Source organism: Paenibacillus silvestris (assembly GCF_009882985.1).
Taxonomy (GTDB): Bacteria; Bacillota; Bacilli; order Paenibacillales; family NBRC-103111; genus Paenibacillus_E; species Paenibacillus_E silvestris.
Map to the genome: position 1 here is coordinate 460,566 of NZ_WTUZ01000020.1, position 20,803 is coordinate 481,368.

General features: G+C 50.6%; 18 protein-coding genes. 6 read left to right on the top strand and 12 right to left on the bottom strand.

The genetic code is table 11. The features are described from left to right. The first annotated feature begins 60 nt into the window (after positions 1 to 60). The 3 genes from GQF01_RS17350 to GQF01_RS17360 all read left to right on the top strand — a co-directional run bounded on the left by GQF01_RS17350 (position 61) and on the right by GQF01_RS17360 (position 3,952). A complete protein-coding gene (locus GQF01_RS17350; RefSeq protein ID WP_161407978.1) occupies positions 61 to 1,974 on the top strand; it encodes a DEAD/DEAH box helicase in 1,914 nt (637 codons plus the stop codon). A gap of 160 nt (positions 1,975 to 2,134) precedes the next feature. Then, a complete protein-coding gene (locus GQF01_RS17355; protein WP_161407979.1) occupies positions 2,135 to 2,722 on the top strand; it encodes a guanylate kinase in 588 nt (195 codons plus the stop codon). Positions 2,723 to 2,803: 81 nt separating this feature from the next. Continuing rightward, on the top strand, positions 2,804 to 3,952 hold the full coding sequence (locus GQF01_RS17360) for a conserved virulence factor C family protein (protein WP_161407980.1): 1,149 nt from the start codon (positions 2,804 to 2,806) through the stop codon (positions 3,950 to 3,952). Positions 3,953 to 4,275: 323 nt separating this feature from the next. On the opposite strand, the gene GQF01_RS17365 is transcribed toward GQF01_RS17360, so the two are convergent. Together GQF01_RS17365 and GQF01_RS17370 are read right to left on the bottom strand one after the other, a co-directional pair. Next, positions 4,276 to 5,523: a M48 family metallopeptidase gene (locus GQF01_RS17365; protein WP_161407981.1), complete on the bottom strand. Its 1,248-nt coding sequence runs from the start codon at positions 5,521 to 5,523 to the stop codon at positions 4,276 to 4,278. Further along, complete coding sequence (locus GQF01_RS17370; protein ID WP_161407982.1) at positions 5,520 to 6,026, bottom strand: hypothetical protein; 507 nt, start codon at positions 6,024 to 6,026, stop codon at positions 5,520 to 5,522. The genes GQF01_RS17365 and GQF01_RS17370 overlap by 4 nt, the downstream gene beginning before the upstream one ends. A 295-nt stretch (positions 6,027 to 6,321) precedes the next feature. Between GQF01_RS17370 and GQF01_RS17375 the strand changes: the two genes are divergently transcribed. Then, positions 6,322 to 7,065: a C39 family peptidase gene (locus GQF01_RS17375; protein WP_161407983.1), complete on the top strand. Its 744-nt coding sequence runs from the start codon at positions 6,322 to 6,324 to the stop codon at positions 7,063 to 7,065. Between the two features lie 81 nt (positions 7,066 to 7,146). Here the strand turns inward: GQF01_RS17375 and infC are convergent, their stop codons facing one another. After that, entirely contained in the window at positions 7,147 to 7,632 is a 486-nt protein-coding gene (gene infC / locus GQF01_RS17380; protein WP_161407984.1) for a translation initiation factor IF-3, read from the bottom strand. 84 nt (positions 7,633 to 7,716) lie between these two features. Here infC and GQF01_RS17385 point away from each other — a divergent pair, with 84 nt between their 5' ends. Then, the gene (locus GQF01_RS17385; RefSeq protein ID WP_161407985.1) at positions 7,717 to 8,025 is read left to right on the top strand and encodes a hypothetical protein; all 309 of its coding nucleotides are present in this window, start codon (positions 7,717 to 7,719) and stop codon (positions 8,023 to 8,025) included. Between the two features lie 14 nt (positions 8,026 to 8,039). Here the strand turns inward: GQF01_RS17385 and GQF01_RS17390 are convergent, their stop codons facing one another. From GQF01_RS17390 to GQF01_RS17430, 9 genes are all read right to left on the bottom strand, one after another. Next, a complete protein-coding gene (locus GQF01_RS17390; RefSeq protein ID WP_161407986.1) occupies positions 8,040 to 9,062 on the bottom strand; it encodes an LLM class flavin-dependent oxidoreductase in 1,023 nt (340 codons plus the stop codon). A 197-nt stretch (positions 9,063 to 9,259) separates the two neighbouring features. Next, the gene (locus tag GQF01_RS17395) at positions 9,260 to 9,964 is read right to left on the bottom strand and encodes a phosphatase PAP2 family protein (RefSeq protein WP_161407987.1); all 705 of its coding nucleotides are present in this window, start codon (positions 9,962 to 9,964) and stop codon (positions 9,260 to 9,262) included. A 42-nt stretch (positions 9,965 to 10,006) separates the two neighbouring features. Beyond that, a complete protein-coding gene (locus tag GQF01_RS17400; RefSeq protein WP_161407988.1) occupies positions 10,007 to 10,672 on the bottom strand; it encodes a TVP38/TMEM64 family protein in 666 nt (221 codons plus the stop codon). Between the two features lie 604 nt (positions 10,673 to 11,276). Continuing rightward, positions 11,277 to 12,440, bottom strand: a complete 1,164-nt coding sequence (locus GQF01_RS17405) for a YecA family protein (RefSeq protein WP_161407989.1) — start codon at positions 12,438 to 12,440, stop codon at positions 11,277 to 11,279. Positions 12,441 to 12,621: 181 nt separating this feature from the next. Continuing rightward, positions 12,622 to 13,590 (bottom strand): formimidoylglutamase, encoded by a 969-nt coding sequence (gene hutG / locus GQF01_RS17410; RefSeq protein WP_161407990.1) that lies wholly within the window; start codon positions 13,588 to 13,590, stop codon positions 12,622 to 12,624. Continuing rightward, a complete protein-coding gene (gene hutI, locus GQF01_RS17415) occupies positions 13,587 to 14,891 on the bottom strand; it encodes an imidazolonepropionase (protein WP_161407991.1) in 1,305 nt (434 codons plus the stop codon). Before hutI ends, hutG begins: the two co-directional genes overlap by 4 nt. A gap of 15 nt (positions 14,892 to 14,906) precedes the next feature. Further along, positions 14,907 to 16,580, bottom strand: a complete 1,674-nt coding sequence (gene hutU, locus GQF01_RS17420; protein WP_161407992.1) for a urocanate hydratase — start codon at positions 16,578 to 16,580, stop codon at positions 14,907 to 14,909. 19 nt (positions 16,581 to 16,599) lie between these two features. Then, complete coding sequence (hutH, locus tag GQF01_RS17425; RefSeq protein WP_161407993.1) at positions 16,600 to 18,171, bottom strand: histidine ammonia-lyase; 1,572 nt, start codon at positions 18,169 to 18,171, stop codon at positions 16,600 to 16,602. 334 nt (positions 18,172 to 18,505) lie between these two features. Further along, the gene (locus GQF01_RS17430; RefSeq protein ID WP_161407994.1) at positions 18,506 to 19,357 is read right to left on the bottom strand and encodes a sugar phosphate isomerase/epimerase family protein; all 852 of its coding nucleotides are present in this window, start codon (positions 19,355 to 19,357) and stop codon (positions 18,506 to 18,508) included. A 158-nt stretch (positions 19,358 to 19,515) separates the two neighbouring features. On the opposite strand from GQF01_RS17430, the gene GQF01_RS17435 reads away from it, so the two are divergent. Next, a complete protein-coding gene (locus tag GQF01_RS17435; protein WP_161407995.1) occupies positions 19,516 to 20,367 on the top strand; it encodes an AraC family transcriptional regulator in 852 nt (283 codons plus the stop codon). Positions 20,368 to 20,803: the final 436 nt, after the last annotated feature.

The window sequence follows — 20,803 nt, forward strand, 5'->3', positions numbered from 1 at the left end:
CTTTGGACTACCACCAAAGATCCCTATAAATAGTAGGAAAAAGGGAGCTGGCCAATTACCATGTCAAGTGGATTTGCCTCATTAGGAATTAGAGAAAGACTCGTTGGAGTCTTACAAGCATCAGGTGTTATCGAACCGACCCCCATTCAAAGGGAAGCAATACCTGTTTTATTAAAAGGCGCGGATGTTATTGCACAAGCACAAACAGGCACAGGTAAAACTCTTGCCTTTGTTCTTCCAATATTAGAAACGATTGATGTAGAGAGCGCAGATGTTCAAGCACTGATTCTTACACCAACACGCGAGCTGGCGATTCAAATTACGAATGAGCTGAAAGACCTTGTCCCTGTGACGGGAGCAAAGGTACTTGCAGCCTACGGCGGGCAGGATGTAGAAAAGCAGCTTAGAAAACTTCAAGGGAACATACATATAGTAGTAGGAACACCGGGAAGATTGCTCGATCACCTTCGCCGCGGTTCTATCAATTTCTATAAATTGAAAATACTCGTATTGGATGAGGCCGATCAAATGCTGCATATGGGTTTCCTTCATGAGGTGAAGGATATCATTGCGCAAACGTCTCCTTATCGTCAAACCCTTCTTTTCTCCGCTACCATGCCTGAACAAGTCATGAACCTGTCCAAAGCTTATATGAAGGAAGCAAAAGAGATTAAAATTCAAAGCAAACAAGTGACGTTGACCGAAATTGAGCAAGTTCTCATTCCGACCACTGATCGTCAGAAGCAGGATGCTTTGATTGCAGCTATTAAACAATATAAACCTTACCTCGCGATGATTTTCTGCCGAACCAAGGCAAGAGCTATTGCATTAAATGAAGCTTTACAGGAACTTGGGCTTATGTCTGACGAACTACACGGAGATTTATCACAAGCCAAACGCGAGCAAGTTATGAAACGATTCCGAGATGGTCGTATTGAGTTGTTGGTCGCTACGGATATTGCTGCGCGAGGGCTAGATGTCGAAGGTGTCACGCATGTCTTCAATTATGATGTGCCGCAAGACGCCGAAAGCTACATTCACCGAATCGGACGTACGGGCCGTGCTGGAGATACGGGCGTTGCCGTGACTTTCGCTACCGAGCGGGATATGCTGACAATCGAACTGATCGAAAAAGGGATCAAGATGTCCTTGAGAGGGGCTTCCGAGCCTAAGGTACGCCGCGTTCGTTCCAGCTCTGAAGATCACTTCGAGCAAGAAGGCCGAGGATCTGGCCGTCGTGGCGGCGGAGCTGCTCGCAGCGGTCGCAGCGGCAGGACATCAGAACCGCGCGGTCAACAGAGCCGCGGAAGATCTGGCGCTCGTGAAGACAAATCCGGCATGCAATACGGTACTGGACGTCCTGCTTCCAGAGGCGGCGATAAATTTGGTGCGCGCAGCAGCGATGCGCCAAGAGGACAACGCCCTGCGAAGGTAAATTCGGAGCGTAACCCGAACACTTGGGGTCGCGCAGAAAGAAAAGAACCGGTCGATGGACCAGGCCGCGGAGACAATATGAGCGCTGCGAAAGCGCGAGTCACCAGTTCATGGGGACGCGGCGAGTCTGCCGAACGCGCTCCACGCACCGCAGGTCGCGGTGATGGCACAGACCGCAAGCGCTCTGCTCCTCACGGCGATAAATCCTACTCGCCGTACAACAAGTACGCCGGCACTGGCCGCGACGATGCAGCAAGCGCATCACGCGCGATTCGCAGCGGCGGCAAAGGCCGCAGTGACAGCGCCGAGCGCGGTGCTGGACGCAGCGACAGCTACGGAGCAGCACGCGGCGGAGCTGCTTCACGCAGTGACCGCCCTGGCGCAGCACGCGGCTACCAAGGCAGCGGCGAACGTGGCGCTCAAACGCGCGGACGCAGCGACGGTTCTGGATCTCGTACTGGAGCGCCTCGCGGCGGCGACAGAAGCGGTTCACCTCGCAGCAGTGCGCCAAGAGGCGGCGGACGCGGCGGGAAACGCTAGTCAAAAAAGCGTTTCCAACGCTAGACCTTTACCGAATAACCCGAACCATGTAGAATATAAGTACGGCTGAAAGTGATCCTACTTAGACAAAAATCGTTTCATACCGTTGCACGCACGTAGGATTTACCCCTCACTTTTCACAAATAAGGAGGTATGTTCCATGTACGCATTAAAGGACAAGGAAATGATTTTTGTATTCACCGGTCCACACGGAGCCGGTCGTAAGACGGTTGCTGAAATGTCTGGCTCTACACTAGGCATGAAGCAGGTTATCTCTTACACCACCAGACCTCCTAGGGCAACTGAGGAAGACGGTCAAGATTATCACTTTATCTCCCCTGCTGAGTTCGTACAGGCGCAAGCAAACAGTGAATTCATTGAGATTAGCACCGTCAATGATCATTTATATGGGATTAAAAGTGCCGATATTGAACGCATGTTCGAACACAGTGGAAGCATTTATTTAATCTTGAACCGCTTTGGTGCGGAAACGCTCAAAAAGCTTTACGGAGATCAAGTCGTACAGGTTTTCATCTACGCTCAGCGCAGTATTCTCGAAGAGCGGATGAGAGAAAGCGGAGACTCTAATGAGATCATTCAGAAGTATCTCTCTTATTACGAAGACGAGCTCGCTTACCGCGATCAATGCGATCATGTTTTCGAGAATGTGGATTTGGCACATACGGTGTTTGATCTCACCAAGACGCTCGATAAATACTTAAATCGCAATCTCGTTGATTTAGATTAATATGAAATGCCTATAAACAGGCCTGGACGTTCATACGTCCGGGTCTTTTCATGTAACATCCGACTGGAAGGAGTGTCATTAATGAAAATTATATCGATAGAACCTACACCTAGCCCAAATTCTATGAAGCTCAATATGGATGAATCACTGCCAGCTGGCGTGCGCAAAACCTATACAAAGAAAAATAGCACGGATGCCCCAGATAACGTTCAGCAATTACTCGCTGTACAGGGCGTGATCAGCGTATTCCACGCAGCAGATTTCATTGCGCTGGACCGTACCTCCAAAGGGGACTGGCAGCTCATCCTGGCCAAAGCCCGCGAGATTTTCGGTGAAGTCCAAGGCCAAGGCAGCAGCAATGACCTGCCGCTGGAACAACCGCAGGCTGAAGCAGCCTTCGGAGAGGCACAAGTCCTCGTGCAGATGTTCCGCGGCATCCCGCTCCAGGTGCGGGTGCGCGCCGGCAACGAAGAAGCGCGCGTGGCGATGCCCGAGCGCTTCACCCAGGCCGCGGTCCGCGCAGGTACGGCATCGCCGAACCTGATCAAGGAGCGCAAGCTCGAAGAGCTCGGCGTTCGCTACGGCGAGCTCAAAGACATCGCGGGTGAAGTCGTCCAGGAGCTGGACGCTTCTTACGACGACGCCCGCGTCGAAGGCCTGGTCTCCAGCGCGATGCTGGAGACCCCGGTTCCCGCTTCTTCGGAGGCTGCCGAAGAAGAACAGACTGGCGCAACGCTGGAACAGCTGCGCCACAGTGACTGGAAGCTGCGCTACGCCGCGCTTCAGAAGATCCAGCCGTCGCTAGAGACGCTGCCGCTTCTCGTCCATGCCCTGCAGGACGAGAACACGTCGATTCGGCGACTGGCAACGGTGTACCTCGGGGATATCAAAGAACCCGAGGTACTGCCCTTCCTGTATCGTGCCCTCGAGGACGATACTCCCTCTGTTCGTCGGACGGCTGGCGATACGCTGTCCGATCTGGGCGACCCCGCCGCCATGCCAGCGATGGCGAAGGCGCTGAAGGACCGCAACAAGCTGGTCCGTTGGCGCGCAGCGCGCTTCTTGTACGAGGTTGGCGACAACTCCGTACTGAAGGACCTGCAGGAAGCAGCGGACGATCCCGAGTTCGAAGTTCGCATGCAGGTGAAAATCGCGCTGGAGCGCATTGAAGGCGGGCATGCAGCTGAAGGCTCTGTTTGGCAGCAAATGACGCGCAGGAATGAGCAGTAGTTCATTGGCTCCAGATGTCTATCTCCTTGTCTGGTTGTTATGCCTTAAAGGGAACTGGAGTTCGCTATTCCCCTGAGAATGCACAGTTTCCATTTACAGTGGGAACTAGAGTTCGTTATTCCGCCAGATTTATGCAAAAACTGTGCTATGGAAGCCAATTAAATCCCTATAGTTCCACTCGAAGTGGAAAAGGCTCCATTTCCTCAAAATAGAGGCCTATAGTTCCCTCTGAGTAATCGTCTTAGCGATATTGCGGTATTCTCAGCAAAACATAACCTATAAAGGCTAGTGAAGAAGCGATTGCCCGCTTCCTCACTAGCCTTTTATTTATCAAATTGCTTAAAATACATAATCCGATCCATGATGTCCGGATGCGAGCCACGAAACCACTGAACCAGCCCTGGCTGTGTGACAGGGCTTAAGTTCTCCTTGGCAATGTGCTGAAAAGCGCGAATGGCGGCATTGCCGTCTCCTGTCATTTTCATCGCATACACATCTGCCCGATGTTCGATCACACGGGAGAAAGCATTTTGAGCAGGCGCGGAGACAAAACTCATGAACGTAATGAGCAGCAGCAGAATAGGCAGCGCCGCTAAATCATTTTCTCCCCGAATGCCCCATCTGGAGCCCCAACGTTTAAGAAAAAAGCGATACCCGTGGAACGCAAGCCATAAACCAATAAAGCTAAGCGCGATCCCATAGGCAATGCCGATATAAATGTGCTTTTCGACGTAATGCCCCATTTCATGCGCCATCACGGTCAAAATCTCATCAGGCTGCAGCTTTTTCAGCGTCGTATCCCAAAGTACGATTCGTGCGTTACCGCCAATTCCATTAACATATGCGTTAATCGCGTTGGTCCTCTCGGACATATTGACCTCATACACCTGCTTGGCGGGAATGTGCGATTGCGCGGCCAATTGAAGAATTTGCGCCTTAAGCTCTTGATCCTGCAGCGGCTTGAAATCATTATACAGAGGATCAAGCACAACGGGCTGAATGAAGGTGACGAACAGAATCAATGGAACAGACAACAGCCAGAACCAGATCCACCACCGGTTGGGGCTCCATTGCAGCACCCGTCTGAATATCCAAACCATGACAATCGTTCCTACCGCATTAAGCAGAAAATCTTTCCCATGATCGCCCCAAAAAATCGCCAGCGTCTCTGTGGATACCCCATAGGCTTGGTCGATTTTGAACAGAAAATAATCCACTGGCAAGAACAGCACGTCCATCAGCAGAATAAATAGAAGCACAAAAACGATCATTTGCAGGAACGAAGCCTTAAACAGCTTTTCAGCAAAGCTTCGAATATGAACGGCCACTCCAAGGAACAGCAGAATCAAGCCGATTTGCAGTGGAGAACTGAGGAAATAAGCTAATGATCGGATACGTGACAGCGACTCAGCTTTGTCTATTTCCTGCACGGTCATGAACGTGTGCGGATCTGCGCTTGTGCCCACTAGGGCATGAGGGATCGAGAATAGATCTCCTTTTAATAAATACACAATCATGATGATCGCATAGACGCCAAATGCTGTACCAAGCCCCACATAGAGACGCTTCATTTCACCCCTCCGCCGCCAACCTCATATAAATTAATTAACAGCCAATCCGATGTAAAATCTCTGGACAACAGCCATACTTGCGTGAACATTCCACTTGGTTGGACAAGCTTATGCTTGAAGCTAAGCACATCAGACATCCCAAACAGCAGCGAAACATTGCGTATGAGCAGCATACAAGGGTAATCATGGGAATAATCCTGAAACTTTAGTTCTTTACTAACGATTCGATCATTAATGACCTTAATAAAATTATCCAGCACTTCCGCCCCAGGCTTCGTAAGCTCAGACCGTGACATCATGAGTCTGGCTTCCTCCATATCGTAGAACAAATGGGTCACTTCGAGTCCTATCGATTCGTTATTCATATCCTCTAGAAGCGCATCGGGCTTCTCCTGTTGCCGAACCATTTGCAGCGCAATCGGATTATTTATATTATATAGTTCAAGGAAAATATCGATAGCAGCTTGCTCCAGCGCCTTTTTCTCCTCTTCATGTTTATTCATAAACTTCCCTCTTATCCATAAACGGGTATTTTTCACCATTTTACTCTATTGTATGAGCTTTTGCCTCACAAGGTCATCCCTAGTCCATATTTCATGCCATAAAATATTCGCAGGAACCTGTCCGCTTTCCTAGACTATGCCGATTGGCCATCTTAATATGTCATCCTGACTTCGTGTTGCATTTCCAGATTTTTCATGATGTAATGAGAAGATTGTGTTAGATTGTGCTAGATCGGAACGGAAGTGATTTCACATTACAAAATTCATATGCTGCCTGGTCGTTATATGGTCTGTGATGTGCTTGGCATTGCCCAAGCCTATTGCGCCTGCTTTTGAACAAGCTCTCCAAACGACCGCTCCAAATCCGCCTGTTATCGTGCTCAGTGAGCCGCTGCTGAATGAACCTGTGCCGCTGCCATCTGCAGATGTTCCTGCTCCTGCTCCAGTGGAGCACCATTATCAGGTGCCTAATACTCCTGCCTTATCCCAACTGCCAGAGCTGCCCAATGGGTGCGAAGCTGTGGCGGCCACCATGCTGCTGAACTGGGCTGGGCTTCCTATCACCAAAGAGGAAGTAGCTGACGCGCTCCCTAGAGGCGAGATGCCTGCTGAGAATGAAGATGGAGCCTTTGTTGGCGGCAATCCAGAGGATGTGTTCGTCGGCAACCCTTATGAGGCAGGATACGGCATTTACCATAAGCCGATATATTCCACAATGAATCAGCTTATGCCAGGGCGTTTCAAGGATATCACAGGTGCTTCCTTTGATGCTTTGCTCCGCACTATAGAAGCAGGCAAGCCTACAATGATTTGGGCTACTGAACACATGGATACTCCCTATCTGGATCTGGAATGGCAAGATGAACAGGATCGACTCGTAGAGTGGTATCAACCCGAGCATGCCTTGCTATTAACAGGTTGGGACGACGATTACGCCTATATGAACGACCCTATGACTGGACAACAGGAAGCTTATGTTTTGAGTGATTTCAAACAGGTATGGGAGCTTATGGGCTCGCAAGCCATTACCTTGAATTAAGTTCCTCCGCCTTCTCCTGTGATTGTAAAAAAAAGCATGAACGTCCTTCCCGGATCGAGCGAAGGTACGTTCATGCTTTTGTTATAAAGGATTCAGCTGCACGGATGCTTGCTTCCCGCTTAGCTGAATGCCTGTTTGTTTGCGTCCATACGCGCTTAAATCTTTGATCAAACCTTCAAGCAACGCTTTGGCCTGAGTGCCTTCTTTGTCCGAAATCTTCACAACCAGCTGCACGGCATCTCCACCTTGCAGAATCCGCGCTGCCTGCTGGCGCTTCGTATCCAGATCGTGATCCTCGATATGCGGTGTTAATCGCAGCTCTTTGATCTTTGGCGCTTGCTCCAGCTTACGGGCCTGCTGTTTCTCCTGCATCGCTTCCTGCTTAGCCTGGCCCGCTCCGATCAATTTGCACGGGGGCGGACTGCTCATGAGCGAAGTACAAACTAAGTCAACTTTCAGCTGCTTCGCCAGGAGCAGCGCTTCCTTCGTAGACATCACGCCTAGGTCTTCACCCTGTATACCCGTGACATGCACTTCGGATGCTTTGATCTTCTCATTCTTAATCATTGTGATTGCACCTGATCTTTCGCTATAATGAACCCATCCGCTAATAAAGCTGAATAGGTAGTTGAAGGAGATGTTTACCCTAATATGAATAATAAACAATTAGAAGAACAGATGATCGAAAATTATAAACGCGAGGAGCATATGATGATTCTCGTTTTTGCCCAGTGGTGTATTAATCATGATTTGGACCCGGCTGCACTCTATCGTGCTGCTTATCCAGATCAGGAGGATAATGCTTCGCTGCAGCAAGCCCTTGATCTAACGGTTTCCAAAGAGGAAGCCGGCGAAGTTGCAGATAGCACTGTGTTAGGTGTGCTGTCCCTTTTTGGCAACGAAGACCTTGCTTTCATCGTGACGGAAGAAATCGATAAGAGAAATAAAAGAAGCCGTTAACCCCATGAAGGAAATCAGACTTTGAGCGCAGCGAGATCGAACGCTTCGGCCAGCAGTTCAATCGTCCGCTGCCTCGTCTCAGGCAGGTAACCACCTGCAACGACCATGACTTCATCCACTTGGTAGCTGCTGGCCAAGTTCAGCATCTGTTCCCGGACTTGCCCGGGATCGCCGATAATCATCCGGGACCGATTATCCCTCAACCTTGTTTGATCCCAATCCGAGTAGACATACTCAGCCGCTTCTTCAGGCGATTTCACTCCGGTGAACTCGCCTTTTTCCATTTGCAGAATGCGCAAGTCGATGGAAGCGGCAAGCTCTTCCGCTTCTGCCTGCGTTTCGGCGCAGAGCACATAGATGCAGACCGTCGCCTGCGGCACGACATTCAGCGCGGACGGCTTGAACGAGCTGCGGTAGCTGCGGACCGCTTGTTGTCCGCCCGCTCCGTTGATGAAGTGCGCGAAGCAGAATGCTGCGCCTGCTTGCGAGGCGTAAACCCCGCTCTGCCCGGTGGAGCCGAGCAGCCACACCTGGGGCACTCCAGCCACCATCGGGGTGGCACGGATGCCCTCGAACACGTGACCGGGTTCCACCGAATCGGTGAGGAACCCGAGCAGATCTGTGACTTGCGCCGGGAACCGCTCAAGTCCTTCGAACAGATCGGCGCTGACGCCTCTGAGCGCCTTGGCTGTGTGCGGCGTGCCGCCAGGCGCACGCCCGATGCCGAGGTCGATGCGCCCCGGATAGAGCGCTTCGAGCATCCGGAAGTTCTCAGCGACCTTATAGGAGCTGTAATGCGGCAGCAGCACACCACCTGAGCCGAGCCTTATGCGGTTTGTGCGTGCCGCTAGTGTGGACAGCAGCACCTCCGGGGACGAGCCGGCGAGACCCTGCGAGTTGTGATGCTCCGATACCCAGAATCTCGTGTAGCCTAGACGATCAGCCAACTGCGCCAGCTGAATGGTTTGCTGCAGCGCGTCGCTATGCGTAAAACCGGAAGAAACCGGTGATTGATCAAGAATACTTAGTTTCAGCATAGTCATCCCTTCTTTCTGAGTCATCTGCCGATGGATTAATTATACAACGTCCTGGAAGCAAAAGAAAAAGGACGAACCCCTGGAAGGCGTTGTCCCCGATGTGAACTATGTCTTTAGTGCTCCTCTTACTTACTAAAAGTGTATGACTTTGGCAGCACTTTATGCCTTTCTTTTTTGTAAATAGACCCCACATTCACCTATACAGGCATGTTGTAGTCTGGCCTACTTGGCCGCTGCATCCTTTGCTTCGCGCGGGCTCTGCGATCTGTAATATGGTTTATCGCTATAATGCATGCGGTCAAACTGATGCCGCCTGCTGCGAATCCAGCCAGCACATCGCTAGGATAATGCACGCCCAAATAAATCCGGCTTAATCCAATGCAAAGAACGAAAGCAATGGTCAGAACCGGCACCAGCCACGCTGCCTTCCATCCTCTGCGCACATTGAGCCACACCAAGTAGCCTATTAATCCGTAAAACAGAATAGACACCATCGCATGCCCGCTGGGGAAGCTGAACCCTGTCTCTTCAATTAACCATGGTCCCGCAGGGCGTTCTCGTTCTATTAAACCTTTGATCACGTTGTTAAGCCCCCAGGTAGCTAGAACACCTATGAACAACACAAGCGTCTCCCCTCTCTGCTTGAACTTATACAACAAGATTGCAGCGACCACCAGAAAGATTATGCTTTCTGCTTTTGCTTTTCCGAGCGTCGTAATAAATTTCACCGCAGGTGTTAGCCCGTCACTTCGAAGTGACTGAACAGCGCTGCCGATCCCTTCATCAAAAGCTTCTAACCAACCGGACGAAATGCTCTGCCATAAAATGATAAACCCAATTAGGAGCACACACGCCACGCCTAAGCCCCAGAATAAATCTTTGTGTACTGCTTTCCCCTGCATGTCTGATTTCTCCTCTGATGATTAACTAGATTCCCATGTTCGTTAGGCCCGGTTTCGAGCACGTACGATCTGTCTTCTTTTCAAAAGCAACGGAATTAATGCAAATAGGACATACATCCCAACCGCTGCATAAAACTTGCCAGATCCAATATCTTGCAGCGATGCGCCAAACACGTTGTAGACCACCGCTCCTGGAATTATACCAATGAGCGTTCCCCAAGTGTAGTCCCGGAAACGGATTTTGGAAAGCCCTGCCCCATAACTGACACCATCAAACGGAAAAAAAGGCATCAAGCGCATGTACAATACAACCATAAACCCTTTTTCTTCAGCCTTCTGATCAAAAGATTGCAATTTCTTATTGCGCAATATCCGTTGAAAGCCGTTTCTGCCCCATTTTCGCGTTATATAAAAAGAAAGCATCGCACCGGCACCCGCTCCAATGATATCGTAAACCGTCCCCCAAAAAGCGCCAAACACATAACCCCCATACAGCGTCAACGGCGTCGCCGGAAACAGCACCAAAGGACGCAGCGTGTAAACAATGATGTACAAAAGCCCGCCAAGCGGACCTGAATTCCGCAGCCATTCCGTCACTCGGCTTAAGTCCATGCGAGCCCACACACCGGTCCATTGCAGAACGAGCAAGCCCGCCGCCGCAACCAGAAACCATCCCACCAATAACCAAAGCGACTTTGAACGCGCCATGGGCTGCCTCCTTTCGGGTACTCTTTTATCTGATTTCCATCTTACAAAACCGAGGAGGCAATATCAACAATTGGGTCTTTTGACTTGTTGGAGGAATGGTTGTTGCCACAGCACTAAGAGGTGATTAATTCCAAAAGGCGGTGTATAACTCGCTCCCTTGGAATGCGATGAGTAAATTAGCTACTCTAAGAATGTTTCTCAGCGTTAAAGTAACATGGGTGCGTGAAGTGGTTGTGTGCGAAACGGATGTGTGCGAAGGTACGGAACTTGGTTAACGCCGATTACTCCAGCTATTTTCCATAATATATGCAAATTTACCCTTATAACTGGAATTTCTACCTTTAATTTCGCTAAATCCACCCCATTTCGGGGTAGCTGCCGACGATTTAAATGGAGGATTTACCGCTAATTCATGCCCTGCCACCGTGCAGCTGAGATTAGCGGTAGTTTTCCCTCTATTTCAGCTGGGATGCCGTAATGGAACGCTCCTTGGAACAGGCCTGCCTAAATCAGCAGACTAAGGACTCCCTAGCCAAAAAAACCGCCAAGACATATCGTCTTAACGGTTCATCTGCTATTGGAGTCAGGTTACGCATCCAACACCTTAACCCGCACAGCACTTCTTAAACTTCTTCCCGCTTCCGCAAGGGCAAGGATCGTTCCTGCCTACCTTCGCGCGCGTCTTCATGTCAATGACATCCGCCTGGGCAGAAGGTTTCTGGAGCACAGCCAGCGGTTTGGCAGGCGATAGCTCAGTTGGTGAATAACCCTTGAGAAACCATTGCCTTGTCGTATTATTCAGAGCTGAAATGTGATTCATAAAGCTCTTGGTCAGCTCAAGGTCATTGATTTCAAGACTCTGTTGGATCGATTGAAGCAGAAAGCCCGGAGTTGCTCCATTACGGATATGATCTACACAATCTTCTACGATAAAGTCTGCCTGTTCATACGAAATCGTATAGTTTTTGCGAATAAAGTCCACAAACGCTTTGTGCGCCGGAGTACGATCCACGTATTCGGGTTCCCCAGCAGCTAGAAGCTGCTCTTTGGTGAATGGATACAGGGAAACGCTCAATCGGGACTCCTGCTCCTGCTGCACTTGTTTCGGATTGTTCAAAAGGATATTATGATATCCCCTGGAGTCCGGCATAATTTGCATATAGAACACAATTGAATCCTCTATAACAGCTGAGTATTCATGCCAGTACACTTTCGTTCCCATATAGCTCTCAACGAGGTTATGCAGCTCTTCGTTACTGAGATGACCATAATAATACAAGAGGCCGTTCGTGAGCTTAATCCATTCCGCATTTCTTTGAAACTTCTCGCGGAAGTATTTGTAATCCAGCTTTTGAAAGCTTTCACGCACTTCCTTCGGCATGGCTATGGCAGGTTTCCCATTGTGCATGCCAGTGAAAAGCAGCCCTCGATCCACAAAATAAGAAATCTGCTCTACATCAATCATCGTACCAGGGGATACGCCGCCGCGCCCTGCAATTTGTTTCATAATTTGATAACGCGTATCATCGAATTTAAAAAATAAATTTGGCAGCGCGTTTGGAATATGCTCCACCAATGCTATAGCTAAATCCTGTTTCTTTAATGTGCTTACACCTTTAATCTCCAAGTTAGTCCGAATCTCCGTAAGATCGCCTTTCGTTAATCGAACAAGACAGTCAGCGAGTGAAAGCGGAATTGTAAGCTCGGGTCCAAACTCCTCCCCTACATAAGCCTCATTCTGATTTTTGGCGCTCTTGCGCTTGTCCATTTTCTTCATCCTTTCCGAAAAGAAAAACAACTTCAACTTTTAATGACATCCTATCATTGTACAATTTATCAGGCGTTTGGGATAGAGTTTCCCACTAGTTTCCATAAAGGTTACCGAATTAGCCATAAAAAAGACACCTGCCAACCTATGGGCAAGTGCCTTACAAAGCCTTACAAAGTAGTTAAATCGGCCGCCTGGCCACTCCCGCCAGGAAGCTGAGCATGAACTGCACCGCAAGGCGCGAAGTCACATTTCGCACGTCGACAGTCGGGTCGATGCAGACAAAATCCAGCCCCTGCACCTTCGGAAGCGCTCCTAACCGATGAAGGGCTTCCAAGGCATCCCATGGGTTCATGCCGCCAGTGCCGATCGCTGGACAGCCGGGTGCGTAAGCTTGGTCAATCACATCAACATCAAAACTCACGTACAGCACATCCGTATCCTTTCCAGCAAGCTGAATCGCCTCATCAAGTACGGCGTCAATCCCCATTCGTCTTACATCCCGTGACGTGTACACATGTACGCCTTGGCTTATCACATAGTCGTGATACGGCTTTGAGTTCATAAACCCCCGGATTCCGATTTGCACGATGTTAGGTCCGTAAACCACACCCGACTCCAGGATGCCGCGAAACGGCGTACCGTTGGTCACCCCGCCATCCTCGAAGTTACGTACATCATGGTGCGCATCAAAGTGGATGATACCCACCTTCTGGCCAGGATATCGGCCAGCAAAAGCTTTAACCGACGGACAGCTCGCCGAATGATCGCCGCCAATCATAATCGGGATGAGGTTAGGCTGCTCCTTATACAGAGCTCGAAGGCTCTCCTCAATACGGCGATGGCATTCCGCGATGTTGGTCACATGCATCTGGATGTCGCCGAGGTCACGGACGGCCAAATCCTGCAAATCGACCCCATATTCCATCGAATAGGTGGTAAATGACTTGAATGCCGCGCGAACCGCGGCAGGGGTCGTCGAAGCGCCCGAATGCGAGATCGACGACTTGGATAAAGGGACGCCAACGATCCCTGCAAGAAGCTCCTCGTGACCGTCCCATGGACGAATCCACCCAGCTACTTTGGTTTCCATATGATCACGAAATGCGGCTTGATCGGGTGATGTCAAAAAAGGAATCTCGTGGCTCATACGACTCCCCCCTCCTGTTCAGTTCCCGTCATAAGCATGCGGTTCCACACGACCATTTCCCCGTTCTTCATCACGCCGTACGTGTGGTTGATCCCAAAATGATACGGCAGATAAGCGATATTAGGTGCATCGAAAATCGTTAAATCCGCACGTTTGCCCACCTCAATCGATCCGATATCATGCCCGCGCCCCAGCGCATTCGCCGCGTTGATCGTGCAGGCGGTCAGAATTTCCTCTGGCGACATTTTCAAGTTAAGCGACGCCAGCATCATGATGAGCTGAATCGACTCTGTCGGGCAGGAGCCCGGGTTATAATCCGTGGACAGAGCCACTGGCAGGTCGTACTTGTCGATCATGTCACGGGCGCGCGCATGCGTGGCTAGGCCGAGATTGAACGATGTGCCCGGCAGCAGCACCGGAATGACGCCGCTCGCGGCAAGCGCTGCCAACCCTGTATCCGTTGCCGTAAGCAAATGCTCGGCGGATATCGCGCCTATCTCTCCTGCCAACTCAGCTCCACCAAGCGGCACGATTTCGTCCGCATGGATCTTCGAACGCAGTCCTAGACGCTGCGCTTCAACCAAAATACGACGCGACTCCTCAATAGAGAAAACGCCTCTCTCACAAAACACGTCGCAAAACTCCGCTAGGCCCTCCTCGGCCACTTTGGGCAGCATAACGTTCACTAGATAATCAACGAACGCCTCGCTGCGCCCCTTGAATTCCTCCGGCACCGCATGCGCTCCCATGAATGTCGATACAACATCAACAACATGGACCGCGTCCAAGCGCTTGGCAACACTCAGCTGCTTTAATTCCGCTTCTAACGATAGACCGTAGCCGCTCTTCGCTTCAACGGTTGTAACACCGTTCAGAAGCATTTCATCAAGACTGCGACGCGCCTTCTCATACAGCTCCTGCTCGCTGGAGGCGCGTGTGCACTTTACGGTATGAAGGATGCCCCCACCCTGAGCTAGAATGTCCAAATACGGAACTCCAGACCGTTTTAACACCAGCTCATGCTCACGGGAGCCCCCATGCACCAGATGGGTATGCGGATCAACGAGCCCCGGCGTGACTAGCCGTCCGCCAACGTCCATCGTCACCGCAATTTCACTACCTGCAAGCTGCTCCTGAAACTCATTTACCGGCCCGAACCAAGCAATTCTCCCATGCTTAATGGCGATTACCGCATCTTTGGTCTCGCATACCTCTTTCATGGACTGCCCTCCACGCGGCCTATTTCCCTGCGGGGTCACCAAACTGCCAATGCCGGTGAGGAGCAAATCAATTCGTTCCATCCTCGCTCCTCCTTCCTAAACCTGCTCGCGCATCGGGATGCGGATGCCGTGTTTCTCCGCCGTTTCGACCGCTTCGTCATACCCGGCATCCACATGGCGGATTACGCCCATGCCAGGGTCCGAGGTCAGCACACTGCGCAGTCTCTCTGACGCTGCTTCCGTTCCATCCGCCACCACGACCATGCCCGCGTGAAGCGAATAACCCATGCCTACTCCGCCGCCATGGTGAATAGAAACCCATGAGGCACCTGCTGACGTGTTGATTAATGCATTCAATATCGCCCAGTCGCCAACAGCATCAGAGCCGTCCTTCATCGCTTCTGTCTCACGATTCGGTGACGCAACGGAACCGCAGTCCAGATGATCGCGGCCAATGACAATTGGCGCCTTCAGCTCTCCGCTGCGGACCATCTCGTTAAGCGCGAGACCGAACTTCTCGCGCTCGCCATAGCCCAGCCAGCAAATCCTCGCCGGCAGCCCTTGGAAGGCGACGCGTTCGCCCGCCATTTTAATCCATCGATGCAGATGGGTGTTGTCCGGAAAGAGCCTCAGCACGAGCTCGTCGGTTTTGCGAATGTCCTCTGGATCGCCAGAAAGCGCAACCCAGCGGAACGGCCCTTTGCCTTCACAGAACAGCGGGCGGATATACGCCGGAACGAAGCCTGGGAAATCAAATGCCTGCGTGACACCTTGATCGAACGCAACCTGGCGAATGTTGTTGCCATAGTCGAATACAATGGAACCCATCTTCTGCAGATCGAGCATCGCTTGCACATGAACAGCCATGCTATTTTTGGAAAGCTGCACGTACGTTTCAGGTTCGCGCTGACGGAGCTCCGCCGCTTCCTCCAGTGTCATGCCAGCCGGGATGTAACCGATTAGCGGATCATGAGCCGAAGTCTGATCTGTGACAAAATCAGGCTTAATCCCGCGACGCACAAACTCCGGATACACCTCTGAAGCGTTGCCAAGAAGTCCTATAGCGAGCGGCTTCCCAGCTTCCATCGCCTTCTCGGCAAGGAGAAGCGCTTCCTCCAACGTTTCTGCGAGCACATCGCAATAGCGGGTTTGAATGCGGCGCTCAATCCGGGTACGATCGACCTCAACGGCGATGACGACTCCCTCATTCATCGTGACGGCTAATGGCTGTGCCCCGCCCATGCCGCCAAGACCCGCTGTCAGGGTCAATGTGCCTTGCAAAGTCCCCCCAGTATGCTGTCTGGCCGCTTCAGCGAATGTTTCGAAGGTGCCTTGCAGAATGCCCTGCGTGCCGATGTAAATCCAGCTGCCCGCCGTCATTTGCCCGTACATCATCAATCCCTTCGCTTCCAGCTCGCGGAAATGCTCCCAATTCGCCCATTTGGGCACGAGCACCGAATTAGACAGCAGCACGCGGGGTGCTCGTTCATGGGTTTTGAAAACACCTACTGGCTTGCCCGATTGGATGAGCAAGGTTTCATCGTTGTCCAAACGCTGAAGCTCACGCACAATAGCGTCGAACGCTGGCCAATTTCGTGCTGCTTTGCCGATACCGCCATAAACCACAAGATCCTCCGGACGCTCTGCGACCTCAGGGTCCAGATTGTTCATCAGCATGCGCATCGCCGCTTCCTGCACCCAGCCTTTGCAGGTTAAATCTGTACCCCGAGGGGCGCGGATTACTCTTTTCACGTGGTTAGTATTCGTCATATCAGCATCTCCTTTGATTTTAAAATAACGAACCGGTAACAGCCTCAACTGCTTGCAGCCATTCGCCTTCCAGAAGCGCAGAAGCGACTTCTTCAATCTCACGGGAGGTGGAGCGATCCTCTATAACGGGCGGAACGACCGCTCGCAATTTGTCATACAGCACACGAGTTGCTGGGGCAAGACCTTCGCTACCAAGGAACTCAGCGGCTTCAGCAGCACAGATGAGCTCAATCGCCAGCACCTTCGACACATTGTCAATCACCTGAGCCGCATGACGGGCTGCCGTTGTACCCATGGACACATGGTCCTCCTGATTCGCCGAAGACGGGATGGAGTCCACGCTGGAAGGGTGAGCAAGCACTTTATTCTCCGAAACGAGCGATGCACTGACATATTGGGTAATCATCATCCCGGAACCAACACCGGGGTTATGACTGAGAAAAGCAGGCAGTCCGCCGGATAACGCTGGATTCACCAGCCGCTCTGTGCGACGCTCCGATATGTTCGCAAGTTCGCTCATGCCGATTTTCAGAAAATCCATCGCAAAAGCAATCGGCTGCCCATGGAAATTGCCTCCCGAGATAACCAGCCCCTGATCCACGAATAACAAAGGATTATCTGTCGCTGAATTAATCTCTATGGCGATCTTATCTCCCGCATAACCAAGAACTTGGCGCGTCGCACCATGAACCTGCGGCAAGCAGCGCAAGGAATACGCATCCTGCACGCGGATCTCACCCTGACGCGTCGTCAGCTTGCTGCCTTGCAGCAGCGTACGCAGGTTGCCTGCTACCCCGATCTGCTCGGGGTAAGGACGTACGCGCTGCACCTCATCGGCAAAAGCATCCGGGATGCCGCGCAAGCACTCCACAGTCATCGCTGCGATGACATCGGCGGTCCGTGCGAGACGCTCCGCTTTGACGAACGTAAGCGTGCCGATCGAAGCCATAATCTGCGTGCCGTTGATTAAGGCAAGCCCTTCTTTCGCCTGAAGCGTAATCGGCTTCAGGCCTGCTTGGGCAAGCGCTAATGCGCCCGGCAGGCGCTGCCCTTGGTAGATGGCCTCGCCCTCGCCCATCAGCACGAGCGCTAGATGAGACAGCGGCGCCAAATCTCCACTAGCACCTAGCGAGCCCTGCTCCGGCACAATGGGATGCACGCCGCCATTGATGCAATCGACCAGCAGCTGCAGCGTTTCCAGTCGGATGCCGGAGTGCCCTTTGGCCAGCGCGTTGGCACGCAGCAGCATCAACGCCCGCACGGTTGGTTCCGGCAGCGGTCTGCCCACAGCGCATGCATGGCTGCGGATCAGATTGAGCTGCAGTTGCACGGCGTCTTGCGGAGAAATGCGGACATCGCTGAATTTCCCGAAGCCTGTCGTGACGCCATAAACCACTTGGCCTGTCGCGACAAGCTCCTCCACCATAGCGCGGCATTTCACCACGCGTTTCATAGCTTCATCTTCCAGTGCCACAGGCACTCCGTCGTAAGCAACCGTAGCCACTAAGGCTGGCGTTAACTGTTCACCATCTAATTTCACTGGAGTTTTACCTCCTCCGTCATCTTGTTGCTGCTTTTCCTTATATACCATCGCCATGTCTAATCAGATCCTTTCTCGCTTTAACAAAAGAAAGGGACCGTACGGAAGATGTTCTCTTCCATACGGTCCCTTTTTTAAAAAAGAGGGTTCTATGCGATTGTCCGGTATCCTGCTCCAGCCGATCCATCATCGCGATCACTCACTTTTTGAATTATTTTGTTGTTATGCCTTTTGTTTATACCTTTAGTATTATACCTTCCCTTATTGTCACACGGGGGTTCGCAGACTGTCAATATGGCGCATTGCCCAAATGCTGGCATCGATGCAAAAAAAGCCCCACTCACCTTAGCCTAAGCCTTAGCGAGTGAGACTTTATTTTAATAACTTAAGCCAACCATTCTTTCACTTTGGAAGAGAAATTGCTTAGCATCTCTTGCGAGCCGTATTGGCCGCTGAAATCTTCGATTCCGAGGTAGCCGTCGTAGCCAACTGCTTTCAGATCAGCAAGCAGCTGCTTCCAGTTCACGATACCTGCGTCAATCGGTGCCCACTCGCTTTTCCAAAGCTTAATGCCGTCTTGCGTTTCACCTGTCGGTACCCATTGCGCATTTTTCACATGCACGTGTGCAAGGTATGGCCCTAACAACTCAAGACCCATGCGGTAGTTCTCGAAACCTTCATGTACCATGTTGCCTGCATCATGAAGTACGCCGATGTGGTCTGGATTAAACTGCGAAACGAGGCGATGAGACAACCCTGCGCTCGGAGTAATCGTATTATGGTGGATTTCAGCCAAAGCTTTGATGCCGTATTGCTGCGAAAACTCTTGCACATGATGCAAATAGTCCGTAGCTTTTGCAAACAAATCATTATAGTTTACGCTTTTATCATAATTAGGAACGCCACAACGGATGAAGGAAGCTCCTACTTTTTTCGCTGCTTTAAACACATTCTCAGTCTCATCAACATTACATTCATTCAAATAAGGAGTAACACTTAAATTTACTAGGTTATTGTTAAGAGCAATCAGTCTGAAACGCTCCAGCTCTTCATCAGAAGCACTTGGGTCAATCGTGCAAAGGTTATTGCGCCAGAAAGACGGCTTCTCGTTCGCCACTTCCGCAGGCGTATCTTTAAAGCGCCATTCAATCCCTTCAATACCGGCTGCGATGGCCGCTTTCGCCAGCTCCTCAGGTGTTAAGTCAGGTGTTGCAACAGTAAAAATAGACAATTTCATATTGAATCCTCCTTAGAGTATCGATCATCGATGTAGAAGTAAAATAGCTTGTTTGTTTAACTCTTCTTTATTTTGCAGTATAATAAAAACGTATTCATTGCATTAATTGGGCAAAAGTTTGCTAATATTGACTCCAGTTTAATAGAGGAGAGCCTCGCATGCAGGATCTATACCAAAATCTTCATCAGATGATCAATTTCCGGCATACCGTGACGAATGAACCGCGTCCGATGGATTTTCATCAGCATCAAGATCAATATGAAATCTATTTTTTCCTAACCGGGGATGTACACTATTTTATCGAAAAACAAGTCTATCATTTGCAGTATGGCGATCTACTGATTATGCACAGCAACGAGCTTCACAGGCCAAATTTCCAATCCAAAAAACAGCGTTATGAGAACTGCGTCATCCACTTTAATCCTGCGCTGCTCGCCAACATAAATTCTTCGCAGTTTGATTTGCTGCACTGTTTCAATAACCGCAAGTTCGGCGAACAAAACCGGATGCGTCTGAATCCCCAGCAAATCGATGACTACTTGAAAATAATCGAGCGTATGGAGCTGTACACGCGCCCTCAGGCGTTGCCTGGATCAGACATTTTGTTTGTGGCTGCTTTCACCGAGCTGCTCGTGTTTATTAACCGAATCTTTCTCAATCAAGGCAAACAGGATGATCAGGTCATGATTCCTGACAAGCTGTCTTCCCTTTTTACGTATATTGACGAAAATCTGGATCAGGATCTGTCGCTCGAAGTGCTCGAGCATGTGGTGTTTATGAACCGCTCCTATCTATGCCGTCTATTCAAAAAACATACGGGCAGCACCATTCATGAGCACATTCTATTTAAGCGCATTAACAAAGCGAAGCAGCTGCTCCGCGAAGGCTCTACTGTCACCGATACGTGCCAGTTGGCCGGCTTCAATGACTACTCCAACTTCATCCGCACCTTCAAAAAAGCGGTCGGCCTTCCCCCTCGCCAGTATCAGTCACAGCAGCGGCGGGTTTGATCGTACTAGTAGCCCCAGTCGTGGACTGGGGCTGTTTGTTTCTCTCTCTCCTTGGAAAGAGAAGCATGCTTGTGTTAGCATTCTTAGAGTAGCTAGTTTGCTCATCAAGCCTCTGTTAACGATGTTTAACATCGTTAACTTCTCAATATACATCTGCTTCATGCACCACTGTTACTTTAACGCTGAAAAACATTTTTAGAGTAGCGAGTTTACTTATCAAGACTGCGTTAACGATGTCTAACATCGTTAACTTCTCAATACACATCTGCTTCACGCACCACTGCCACTTTAACGCTGAAAAACATACTTAGAGTAGCTACTCTCCCCAATTTCCTCTTCGTGTTCCAAGGGAACAAGACGCACCACTACCTAACCGTCCAAGCTACACAAACACCGAACACCAAACAAAAAAAAGCCCCCATCCCCCGCACAGCGT